2 protein-coding genes are annotated in these 13059 nt (G+C 66.0%); both read right to left on the reverse strand.

Annotation, left to right across the window (positions count from 1 at the left end; translation table 11 throughout):
- Positions 1-55 precede the first annotated feature (55 nt).
- The gene (locus HEP73_RS21915) at positions 56-460 is read right to left on the reverse strand and encodes a hypothetical protein (RefSeq protein ID WP_185821557.1); all 405 of its coding nucleotides are present in this window, start codon (positions 458-460) and stop codon (positions 56-58) included.
- Positions 457-13020: a hemagglutinin repeat-containing protein gene (locus tag HEP73_RS21920; protein ID WP_255423604.1), complete on the reverse strand. Its 12564-nt coding sequence runs from the start codon at positions 13018-13020 to the stop codon at positions 457-459. The genes HEP73_RS21915 and HEP73_RS21920 overlap by 4 nt, the downstream gene beginning before the upstream one ends.
- Positions 13021-13059 lie beyond the last annotated feature (39 nt).

Consider the following 13059-nt stretch of genomic DNA (forward strand, 5'->3'; position numbering starts at 1 on the left):
GGGGGCGGCGCATCCTGCGGATGCGCAGCAGCGCAGTCACATTTCCAAAAATTACTTATGGCCTGCAAGCATCTGCATTTACATGCGATTTGCAAAAATTACTATTGATTCTCAAACCTAGATCGCGCTTAGGGATGATCGCACCAGGCTGGCAAGCTGGAATGTTTTCGTATCCTTTACAGAAGTCAAAACCTTCGTCCCCATACGTAAATCCACTGTGTTGCATGCAACGAAACATGATGGCTATCTCGTTTTCCGATGGGTATTTATCAGAACCCCTCCCACTAATTGAAGATAGATTTGGATAGCCACACTCAAGCATAGCTTTTTGTACTTCGGCCCGTGACTTGCCCGTTGCCGACCACATCTCGTCTTGATCGCGATTTGGCTGAAAAGGAACAAACCCAAAACACCCTGCAATAAGTGCAGTCATAAAAATCAGTGCATGCTTATATTTCATTTAATCCCATCTATTATTTTATTGACAGGGTAAGACGTCGGCCTATTCGTTTCATTACCATTCCAAAGTTGACTGCATCTTGAATCCGACCCAGAACCATAACAATTATGCGATGTACCTTGTCCCCCCAGCGCTCGCTTGACTTCAGAAATCCAACTGCTTCCTTCAGGAATGGTTCCACCTGTTGCTGGATTTCCGCCGATCAAGCGGCCAACAGGATCAGCTATATGATTTTGCAAAGTCAATACCATCGCTTGCGGATCAAACTGCATATCGCGATTCTGCAAACCGCTCAATACCCCATCTGCCTTTTCAGCATTATAGGCCGGACCAAAAAAGGAAATTGTGGTATTGCTCAACACGCCGGATGAACCAGTTATTTTTGCAATTGACTCCATCGCATTACCTACCGTCATTGAACCTCGGCTGTGCCCGTCAAGATGAAGGCCCGTCGTACCGTATTGCAGCATGACGCCTTCGAGTTCCCTTGTGGAATTAGTCAACCCCCAGAAGTCTCCCTCCAGATATTTTTGATAGCCCGCAATTAATAGCTCAGACAAGCTGTTGTCAGCTTGAGGAAAGTGGATGTAGTACTGCGGACCGTCAGAAATATTGTGTTGATTCGCATATTTTTCCGCCGGCACATCGTTACCGTACGTACCATTGAATATCCCATTGAGTGCAACGTGCACTTTGCCGTCGGTCCCAGGTTGCAGATTTTTTATTTCTTCCTCTGTCAACTCGCGACCGTGAACAAATTGTTCTTTTCCATCTTTATCAACCACTTTGATCAGCTTGCCATCTTCATCAGTGACAACCTCAAGAAACTTGTGCTCCTTGAGGAACATATCCTTGTAAGCTTCATCCGTGTACTTCACTGCTTGGTCGTAAGCTAGCTGTTTAGCCTGCTGCTCAAACTCAACTTGCTCTTGTAACTTATCCCTGTTTATTTCATTGACGCCATTTCCGCTGAGCACTGATGCTTTTCGTTCCAGAGCAAGAAGCGCCGAACTTTCGTTATTCCGTATTTCCACAGCACCGGCAGCGATATCACTGAGCGTGTCACTCTTGTGACTCTCGCTATCGTCTCCACTGCCTAGTGCATTGCTTGCAATACCCTTCGCGGCAGCATACTTGCTACCACTGAACATGCCCGTATCTACCGCCAAGTTCATCCCGGAAGCACTAGCTTTGGCGCTGTTCTGCAAGTTTTCAACAGTCAAGCTATCGGTTGACAGACTATTCAAACTTGCATCGGCCGTACTGGCGATGGCCCCACCGATCAGGTGCGTATTGCCGCCCACGGTGATATCGAACCCACCATCGCCGGCCTGGATCCCGCTCTGCTCCTTGACGCTGGTGTAGCTGCTGTTGACCTTCTGCTGGCTGTAGCTGCCGCCGCTGCCCGAGCCGGTGGCGAGCGTCACGCTCGCCTGCTGTTGCTTGCTCTTGTATTCGTTCTCGTCCTGTTCGCTCTGGATCAGCAGGTTACCGCCGACGTTTGCCAGGACCTTATCACCAACTGCTTGAGCGCCCTTGATCGTGGTGTCGTTGCCGCTGGCCAGGGTCAGTGTGCCGTTGGCGGTGACCACGCTCTCGGTATGCAGGTCGCTGTTGCCCTTGGCGCTGCCCTTGCCGGCCGAGACGGTCAGGTAATAGCCCGTCGTTGCACCGACGCTGACGCCGATCTCGCCGCCAGCGTTCTTGTTCTCCGACTTCGTCGTGTTGTTTTCCTGCTGGCTCAGCAGGTTGAGGTTGTTGGCCGCCGCCAGCGCGACATTCTCGCCACTGATCTTGCTGCCGATCACGTTGAGATCGCCGCCAGTGGCCGCGATGGTGACATTGCCGTCGCTGAGGATGCGGCTGCCGCCTGTGGTCTCCTCGTGCGTGGTGGTCTTGCTCGAGGAACTGCTGGCGCCGATGCCGATGCGCAGGCTTACGCCTGTGGCATTGGCTGCTCCCTGAGCACCATCTGCCGAAGCTGCACCGGTTTTCGTTGTATTTCCAGCAACTGCTTCGCCGTTGTAACCCTTTAGGCCGTTGCTGGCTGAACCGGCGGCGTCGCTGATCGAGTAACCCGCTTTGACTGCGTACAGCGCCTTGAGCCGATCATCTTCGACCTCGGAGCCGCGCTCGACCGCGCTATACGCGGTTTGTACCGCATCGACCAAACCACCGGTCAAGCCCAGCGAGATGCCCGCACTCTGCTGCTTGGAGGTCTGCACCGTGTCCACGCGGTTCTCGGCCGCGGCAATGGTCACTTCCTTGCCGACGATCGCCGTGCCGGTCTTGCTCAGCACGTCGCTGCCGGTGATCGACACCGCGTTGCCGGCCGTCATCGTCACCGATCCATCGGTGCTGCCGACCAGGCTGCCGCTGTTGGTGATTTCCGTGGCGTCGAGCGTGTCGGTCTTCTTACTGGCGCCCAGCGTCACACTGAAGCCGCCGCCGCTGTACAAGCCGGTCTTCTTGACCTTTTTGTCGTGCTCTTCGCTGTGCTCGTTCTGTGCGGTCTCCAGCGTCAGGTCGTTGCCGGCGGCAAGCACCACGTCGCCGGTACCGGCGACCTGCGCGCCTTGCGACAGCAGGTTGTTGCCGGCGGCGATCTGCACGCTGTCGCCGCTGAGCGTGGTGACCACCGCCGTGCTGTCGTGCCACTCGTCGTGCGTGGTGGTGGTCTTGCTGGACAAGAAGCCGCTTTTCTTCTTCTGCATGTCCTGTTCGGCGTCGTGCTGCTCCTGCGCGGCGAGCAGGTTGACGTCGTTGCCGGCGGCCACGGACACGCTGCCGGTGTCGGTGTAGACCTTGGCCGCGGTGAGGTTTACGTCATGGCCGGCCTGCAGGGCGATGTCGCTGCCGGCGCTGAACTCGGTGCCGTGGACGGTCTCATCGGTGGTGCTGGTGGTCTGCTTGAAGCGCTTGCGCGTCTCCAGCGTGTCGCTGCTGTCCACCGTCGTCAGCGTGGTGCTGTTGATGTCGTTGCCGGCGACCACGGCCAGGCCCTTGCCCGCGTCGAGCTTGGCCGCGACCAGGTTGACGTCGTTGCCGGCGCTGAGGATCAGGTTGCCGCCGGCGGTCAGTGCCTGCTGATCGATATCCTGGGTGGTGGTCGTGGTGGTGACCTTGGTCTTGCCTTGGCCGGTGTGGTCGGTCGTGGTGGTGCTCTGGCCCAATACCGAGGACACGTTGAGATCGTGACCGGCCGCCGCGATCAGGTCGCCGCCGGCCTTCACTTCCGCCTGACGTATGGTGATGTCGTTGCCGGCAGCCAGTTGCAGATCTCTGCCAACGCTCAGACTGGTGGCATCGCCACCGCGGGTGAGGCCAGCGTCATCGCGGAGGTCGGTGGGCTTCAGCACCAGGTTGTTACCGGCCTGCAATGCGGCGCTGTTGCCCGCCTGCGCGGTTGTACCAGTGATGATCAGATCGCGGCCGGCAAGCATCTGCAGGTTATTGTCGGCACTGATGGTCGAGGCGATTCCGCGGCCGATGGTGTCGTCGCGAGTGTTGCTGAGCAGGTCGTTGCCCGCGCTCAGCAACACGTCGTGGCCGACGATCTGGCCGCCGAGGTTGAGCAGGTCCTGCTTCGCCTGCAATGCCACCGTGCCAGTACCGGCGATGCGGCCCTGATTCAACAGGTTGCCAGCAGTGGCGCTGACGTTGGCGCCGCTGATCGAACCGCTGTTGCTCAGGCCGGCGGTGGCGTTGAGTGAGACGTCTCCGTTGTCGCTGGCGATCAAAGCACCGTCGCTGCGCAGGGTCAGCGCGGTGCTGGACGACAGGTACACCACCGGCACCAGCACCTTCTGGCCCTGGTACTCCTGTTCGACCATCCACACGATATCGTGGGTCAGCGCGGCGACCTGTTCGGCGGTCAATGCAACGCCGACATCCAGGTGCAGCGCGCCGGCCTCGGCCACGGCGCCGTCCAGCAGCGCGCGGTACTGCGCCACGCCGTCGTCGTAGTTACCCAGGTAGCGGCGGCCGGTCAGCTGGGTGATCTGGTCCAGCACCAGGCGCTGTTCGTAGAAGCCGTCGCCCAGGCGGGTCTGGGTCCATTCGGGGTCCACGCCGAGCTTGTCGAGCAGGTAATCGCTGCTGATGAAGTTGTCGTAGTTGACGAAGCGTGGATCGGTCTCGATCAGGTAGCGCCGGCCCGGGCCGGCGCTGCGATTCGCGTTGATGCCGCCCAGGCCGTTGGCGGCGCGGCCCAGCGCGTTGACGCTGGCGCCGTTGGCACCGACCAGGCGATACAGACCGCCGATGGGCAACGTGATGTTGCCGAGCGGGGCGCCGATACCACCAACCACTTGCTGCACATTGCCGGTGCCGGGGTCGATCTGTTGGCGTTGGGTGGTGCTGCCCGCGTTGGACAGACTGGCCTGCATCGTCTGCGGCTGCACGTTGGCGGCAGACGCATCGGTACTTTTAACCAGCGAGCCCTGGCCTTCATCGATGCGGATCGGGCCGATGCTGGCACTGACGATGCGGTTACTGACCGTTGCACCGCCTGCGGCCGAGCTGGTCTGTGCCTGCACGGCTTTATTGCCGACGCCGTTGGCGCTCTGCGCGTTGCGGCGGTTCAGTGCCGTGCCTTGCCTAGCGTTGAACGCGGCGCCGCCGATGCTGCGGCCGTCGCTGCCGACGGCACCGTTGCTGATCGTGGCGCCATTGATCGACACGCCCTGGCCGCCGGTCATGTTGGCGGCGAGGGCGGTGTAGCTGTTGTCTAGAATGCCGGAGTTGATTTCATTTTCTTGAATCTGATATGTGCAGCCATCTCCTCGGATTCCTCGTGCACAGTCTCCATCTTCCAATACAGCCACTGTCTCGATGTCGGTATATTTCGTTTTCTGACTCAGCGCGAGCGCGTTGTTCTTCACGATTTCCTGTTTGTTGATAAGGGAATCGCTCAGGCCATTTGTGCCATAGCTGTTGACCGCAAGCAGACCGGCGGCAGCAATCGTGGATGCATAGTTATCCACGCTTCCGGAAATCGATATATTTCCACTAGCTACTATGCGTCCTTCGGCGCTAGCGGAAATAAGTTGGTCGCGACTGATTACATCGTATGTCCTGGTTGCACCGAGCCTGACTTCTGAACCAACATTTTTTCCATTCTGCTCAGGCATCGGATCGCCGACGTACAGAACTTCGCTGGGCGTGTTCTTGTTGATTTCCTCACGTTCAGCGTCAGAGAGTGGATTGGTCCTTGCTTCGACTTTGCGACGTCGATTGTTCACGTCACTGGCCGCAATCAAAATGCTGCCATCGGCCTCGATGCTGCCGGACAGGTTGTTGACCACGCCGGTACGCGCGGTGAGCGTGCCACCGCCGTCGCGCGCGCCGCCGATGGCGATGTTGCCGAGGCTGAAGATCCTGGCGTCGCGGTTGAGCAGCTGGTCGCGGACCAGCAGGGTCATGCCGTTGGTGGCGCCGATCAGCGCCGAACCGTAGGCGGCGTTGTCGGTGGCGCCGCCCAGGTCGGCGCCGTTGACCAGGGTGCCGGTGTCCACCAGCACGTTGGCGCCGACCAGGCTGCCGGTGTTGTAGACGCTGCCGGCCTTGAGCTGCAGATTGTTGCTGGCGGAAATGTCGCCGGCGTTGTCGATGGTCCCGCCGGCATTCAACTGGGTATTGCCTGCCTGCATCGTCGCGCCGGCGACGTTGCTGATGTTGTTGGCGGTCACGCTCAGGCTGCGCCCGGCCTTCAGCGCGGAGGCGTTGGTCATGTTGCCACCAACGCTGAGGCGGAAATCGCCATTGCTGGTGATGTCGGCGCCGGCGCGGTGGGTGTAGTCGCTGCGCACGGTCAGGTCGAGCAGGTTCTGCGCGAGGATGTTGCCGCTGCCGTCGAAGCCGACGGTATCGATGACCACGTCGCCGGCCCCGCCGACGCTGCTGCCGGCGCCGATGCGCCCGCCGCTGTTGCTCAGGCTCTGCAGGCTCAGGCGCACCGCCTGCTCGGCCTTGATGGTGCCGCCGCGGTTGTCGAGCGTGGCGCCGGCGCGCTGCAGCTGGAACGTATTGCCTGCGTAGACGTTGCCGCGCTGGTTGTCGAGCGCGTTGGTGTTGGCGACAAGATTGCCGCCGGCGACCAGCTGGCCGTCGCTGTTGACCACGCTGGCGGCGTTGAGCACGACGCTGCCGCGTCCGCCCAGGCTGCCGCCGGCATTGCGCAGTTCGCCGCCGGTGGTGAGCTGGGTCAGGCCGCTGCCGTTGTTGGCGATGCTGCCCTGGCTGTTGTCGATGCGGCCGCCGGACAGGGTCATTGCGTTGCCGCTGTCGAGCTGGCCGCCGCTGTTGAGCAGCGCGCCGGTAACCGCGACGTTGAGGTCGCGGCCGCCGCCGATGCGCCCGCTTTGGTGGTTGTCGAGCTGGCCGCGCGCGGTCAGCGCCAGGTCGCGTCCGGCCTGCACGGTACCGGCGCTGTTGCTGAGGTTTTCGGCGCCGACGCTGGCGTCGTTGCTGGCGCCGAGCAGGCCGCCATCGTTGTTGAGCGTGTGCGCGATCTCGGTCCGCAGATCGCCGCCGCTGCCGCCGTTGGCGACCGCCTGCAGCGTGCCGCTGCGGTTGTCGAGGCTGTCGGCGCGTACGGTCAGGGTGCCGCCGGAGGCCTGCAGCACGCCGCTGCGGTTGTCGAGCGCGCCGCCGAGCTGGGTGTTCAAGCCGCGTGCCGACACGCTGCCGCCGACATTGCTCAGGCTGGCCGCGGTCAACGTGGCGTCGCCGGCGGCGGCGATCGCGCCGTTCTGGTTGTCGATGCCGGCATTGGCGCCGAGTTGCAGCTGGCCCTGGGTCAGGATGCGGCCGCCGGCATTGGCGACGGCGCCGCCGATGCTCAGTGTGGCGGTGCCGGTGCCGGCGTGTTCGATGCGCCCCTGGGCATTGTTCAGCGACGCGGCGCTGAGGTTGAGATCCTGGCCGTTCGTGGCCAGCTTGCCGTTGCCGTTGTCGAACGCGCCGGTGATGGCGATGCGGGTCTGCCCGCTGCCGCTCTGCACCAGGGTGCCGCCGGTGTTGCTCAATGACGCTGCGCCCAGATCCAGGCGCGCGGCCTGCAGTTGACCGCCGACGCCGTTGAGCGTGCCGTTGTCGAGGCTGCCGCCGGCGCGCACGGTCAGCAGGCCGCCGGCGAGCAGGTCGGCGCCGCGGTGATCGAGGCCGTTGCTCGCGGTCAGGCTGGCATCGCCGCCGACCCGGGTGGTGCTACCGGCCAGGCTGAGTTGGGTGGCCTGCGCGGTGAGGTTGCCGGCGGCGATCAGCTTGCCGCTGGCGCTCAGGGTGCGGTCGGCATGCAGGTCCAGCGTGCCGCTGCTGCCGAGGCTGCCGTCGCTGCGCACGCCGGCCGCGGCGACGCCGCCGATGGCGATGTCGCCGCCGCGCAGGCTCAGGTTGCCGCTGGACAGGGTCTGCCCGGCGTTGTCGATGCGTTGCGCCTGCAAGGCGACGTCGCTGCCGTTGACGGTGCCGCGCTGGAGCAGTGCGGCATCGCTGCCGAGCGTGACCTGGTTCGCCGACAGCGTGCCGGCCACGGTCAGGTCGCCGTGCGACTGCAGTTGCAGCGTGGTCGCGGCGCTGAGCGCGCCGGTCTGCGACAGCGCGCCGCCGGCTTGCGCACTGAACGCACCGGCCGCCGCCAGCGTGCCGCCCAGCGCGAGATCGCCATGGCTGACCAGCGCCACGTCGCCGCTTTCGCTACCGAGCTGGCCGCTGCTGGCGACGCTGGCCGCTTCCACGCGCAGCGCGTTGCCGGCGATCAGATCGCCGCGGTTGTCGACGGCGCCGCTAGCGGTCAGGCCCAGGCGCTGCAGGCCGTAGCTCTGCCCGGTCTGCTGCAGCGAGCCGACATCCAACTGCAGGCGCTGGCGCGCGCGCAGCGCACCGGCGTTGGTCAGCGTGCCGCTTACGGTCAGGCTCGCATCGCCCTGCGCGGCGAGCAGGCTATTGGCGGCGGTGTCGACGCTGGCCGCGGTCAGCGTCAGGTCGGTGCCGGCCACGACCTGGCCGGCGTTGCTCAGCGCGCCACCGGCATTCAAGTTCAGCGTCGTCGCCGACTGGGCGATGCCGGCGAGCGCGAGATCGCCGCTGCTGGTCAGCGCCAGTGTGGTGCCGGCGTCCAGCGTGCCCTGGCTGTCGATGCGTGCGCCGGTCAGCGTGATCGCGCCGGCGCTGTGCAGCACGGCCTGGCTGCCGGTGCTCAATGTGGCGCCCGCGCTCAGCGACGCGCCCTGACCGGCGTTGGCTTGCCCATCCACGTGCAGGTCGCGCTGCGCCTGGACCTGCAGCGACTGCGTGGCGGTGACCTGGCCAGTCATCGCGATATCGCGCCCGGCGTGCAGGTCCAGCGCCTGTGCGCTGAGGGTGCCCGACTGCAGCAGATCGCCTTGCGCTTGCGCCTTCAGCTGCGTGGCCGCGGCGACGATTCCGCCCAGACGCAAATCGCCCTGGCTGGTCAGCGCGACCTGGCCTGTCTCGCTGCCGAGCTGGCCGCTGCTGGCGATGCTGGCCGCATCCACCTGCAGATCATGTTTGGCGATCAGTTCGCCCTGGTTGTCCACCGCGCCGCTGGCGCGCAACGTCAGGCGATCGCCCGCGTAGGCCTGGCCGCTGTGTTGCAGCGTGCCGACGTCCAGGGTCATGGCCTGGCCGGCCTGCAGGCTGCCGGCGTTGCTGACCGTACCAGGCGTGGCGAGTTGCAGCGCGCCTTGCGCGGCGAGCGTGCCGCTAGCGGCGTTGTCGATGCTTTGCGCGGCGACGCTCAGGTCGCGACCCGCCACGACCTGGCCGGTATTGCTCAGCGCTGCACCGGCATCGAGCGCGATGTCGCGCTTGGCATGTGCCACGCCGGCGACTGCCAGCGCACCGTCGCTGCGCAAGGTCAGGTCGGTGGCGGCATCGAGCGTGCCGCGGCTGTCGATGGCACCGCCTTGCAGGGTCACGGCAGCCGCGCCTTGCAGCACCGCGGCCGTACCGGTGGCGATGCTGGCGCCGCTCAGGCGCAGATCGCCGCCGGCCAATGCCTGGCCATCGACGCGCAGCGCGCGCTGCGCCTGCAGCTCCAACGCGGCGGCGGTCTGTACGCCGCCGGCGACGCTCAGGTCGCGCCCGGCGGCGAGCGTGGCCGACTGCGCCTTGAGCGCGCCGTCCACCTGCAGATCGCCCAGCGCGCTGACGCTCAGCGCCTGCGCGGCGATCACGCTGCCGCCCAATTGCATGTCGCCCTGGCTGTTCAGCGTCACCTGGCCGGTCTCGCTGCCGAGCTGGCCGCTGTTGCTGAGGCTGCCGGCATCGATGCGCAGGTCGCCGCCAGCGATCAGCGTGCCGCGGTTGTCCAGCGCGCCGGCGCTGTGCAGATCCAGCGCCTGGCCCGCGTATAGCTCGCCGCTGTGCTGGAAGTCACTGGCCTGCAGCAGAAGGGACTTCTGGCCGCGCAGGCGGCCGGCGTTGTCGAGCAGGCCGGCGACGCGCAGGTCGAGCATGTCCGCCGCAGCCAACGTGCCGGTGGCACGGTTGAGCGCATTGGCAGCGCTCAGCTGCAGATCGCGACCGGCGACGACCTGGGCGCTGTTGTCCAAGCCAGCGCCGGCTTCCAGCAGCACGTCGCCACCGCCTTGGGCGATGCCGGCCAGGGTCAGCTTGCCCTTGCTGCGCAGGCTCAGATCGGTGCCGGCATCGAGTGCGCCGCGGCTGTCGATCGTGCCGGCGTCCACCTGCAGCGCCGTGGCGGTCTGCACCACGGCGTCCTGGCCGAGCGTGACGCTGGTGCCGCGCATGCCAATATCACTGCCGGCGATGGCTTGGCCGTCCACGTTCAACGCGCGCTGCGCCTGCAATTGCAGCGTCGTCGCGCTGCGCAGGGTGCCGGCCACGGTCAGGTCGCGGCCAGCCTGCAGCTGCGCCGATTGCGCCTGCACGCTGCCACGCTGGTACACGTCGCCGAGTGCGGCGGCGCGCAACGTACCGGCCGCGACCACGACGCCGTCCAGGCTCAGGTCGCCGCGGCTGTCGAGCGCGAGTTCACCGCGCTGGCTGCCGAGCTGGCCGCTGCTGGCGATGCCGCCGGCGGCGATGCGCACGTCGCCGCCGCCGATCAGGTCGCCGCGGTTGTCCACCGCGTCGCTCGCGGCGAGGTCGAGGCTTGCGCCGCCGTAGGCCTTGCCGGTCTCGGTCTGGGCGAAGCTGCCGGCGCTCAGGCGCAGCGCGCCATCGGCATGCAGGTTGCCGTCGTTGCGCAGCGCGGCGACGCTGGCGATGGTGGCATCGCCGCTCGCCGACAGTGCCGCGCCGCTGGTGTTGTCCAGGCTGCCGGCGGCCACCGCCAGGTTGCCGCCGGCGACCACCTGCGCCTGGTTCTGCAGCGTTGTGGCGCTGTCCAGCGCGACGTCGCCGCGCGCCTGTAGCGTGCCGGCCAGGCGCATCGCGTTGGCGCTGCGCAGGGACAACGTGGTGCCCGCATCGAGCACGCCGGACTGGTCGATGTCCGCGCCCTGCAGGCGCAGCGCGCCGCCGGACTGGATCTGCCCGGCCTGCAGCAGCGTGCCTTGCGCACGCAGATCGGCGTCGCCGCCCGCGGCGATCGTGGCGGCACTGCGCAGTTGCCCGACGGCACTCAGCTGCAGTGCGCCATCGGTTTTCAGCGTGCCGTCCAGCAGCGCATCGCCGCCGGCCTGCAGCTGCGCGCTGGCCGCGCTGAGCGTGCCGGACTGGTGCAGGTCGCCCGCGGCCTGCGCGGTCAGCGCACCCTTCGCCGCCACCGCGCCGTCGAGCGCCAGATCGCCACGGCTATACAGGCTGGTAGCGCCGCGTTGGCTGCCGAGTTCGCCGCTGCTGGCGAACTGCGCCGCGTCCACGCGCAACGCATCGCCGGCGACCAGGCTGCCGCGGCTGCGGGTGGCGCCGCTGCTGGCGATGTCCGCATTGCGGCCGGCATAGCTGCTGCCGTCGTTGGCGAAGGCCGCCGCATCGATCCGCAGGTCGCGCCCGGCGTACACAGTGCCGGCGTTGTCCAGCGTACCGGCGGTCGCCAGGGCGACGTCGCCGCTGGCGGACAGCACGCCGCTGGCGCTGTTGCCGATCGCCGCCGCGGCGATGTCCACGCGGCCGCCGGCGCTGAGCTGGCCGGCGTTGTCGAGGCGGCCACCGGCCTGCAACGCGGCGTCCTGCCAGGACTGGACCAACCCGGACAAGCGCATGTCGCCATCGCTGCGCAAGCCCAGGCCGGCACCGGCGTCGAGCGTGCCGGCGGCGTCGATCCGCGCCGCCTGCGCGCTCATCGCGCCGCCGCTCTGCAGTGTCCCGGCGCTCTGCAGCCAGCTGCCGCCGGCACGCAACGCCATCGTGGTGCCGGCGTAGGCCACGCCGCTGTTGCGCAGGGTGCCGCTCGCGTCCAGGCTCAACGCGCCGCTGCTGTACAGCGTGCCGCCGGCATCGAGTTCGGAGCCGAACAGGCTGATCCCGCCGGCGCTGCTGCGCCCGCTGTGGTCGAAACTACCGCTGGCGCGCGCGTCGAGCAGGCCGCTGGCGACAGTGTCGCCGCTCAGGCTCAATTGCGCGGCGCGCAGGCGCACGTTGGCCTGCTGCGAGCCGAGCGTGCCCTGCTGGGTCAACGCGCCTGCGGCGCGCAGGTCCACGTCGTCGCGGGCGACCGTGGTACCGCTCAGGCTGAGCTGGCCGGCGCTGTCGATCTGCAGGCTGCCGCTCTGCGCGGCCAGGGTGCCGCGGCTGACCACGCCGACCCCGGCTTCGGTGGCGATCAGGCGAATGCGGTCGGCGTACATGCCGCCGAGGTAGGCCACGTCGATGCCGATCGACGGCGCCGCGCCATCGCTGCCCGGCAGCAGCTCCAGCAGCATGCCGTCGTAGCCGATGCGCTGCGTGCCGGTGCTGGCGAGCAGATCCTTGGCCCACACCGAGCCGTCCACGCTGAGCTGCCGCGACAGCAGATCCAGGCGATCGACGTTGTACGCGTCCAGGCCGTTGCTGCCGACGCTGAGCACGCCGCCGGTGATGCCGAAACCGTTCAACGCACCGTCGCTGCCGAGTTGCGGCGTGCCGGTGGCCAGGGTGACCCGCGAAGCGTTGAGGAAGCCGCAGCCGTCGCAGCTGATGCCATTCGGGTTGGCGATCACCAGCTGCGCCCTGGCCCCGGCGATTTCGGTATAGCCCTGCAGGCGGCTGGCGCTGGAGGTGACTTCGTTGAGGATCAGCGTGGCCGCACCGCTGTTCTTCAGGTTGTCGTTGCCGGCGATGTAGCCGCCGAGTTCGGTCTTGGAGATGTTGGCGCTGTTGTTGAGGATCAGGCCGTTGGCGCCGACGTCGAAGCGCGAATAGCGGTTGTGCGAGACGCCGCGCGCGTTCGGGGCGACGATGTCGACCACCGGCACGCCGTTGGCCGCGGCCTGCTGGCCAGGCTGTTGCCCGCCTGGATTGGCGACCGGCACGACCTGCGCGTAGAGCGGCAGCGAGGTCCAGGTGACGGTGCAGCACAGCAGCATCGCCACGCCGCGCTTGAAGCGGTCGGCCATGGTGGTGCGCATGCCAGCGGAATCCTTGTCCATCGCCATTTCTCTCTCGTCGCGCCACCGGCGCTCAAAACC

This window comes from Xanthomonas sp. GW, from assembly GCF_014236815.1.
Classification (GTDB): Bacteria; Pseudomonadota; Gammaproteobacteria; order Xanthomonadales; family Xanthomonadaceae; genus Xanthomonas_A.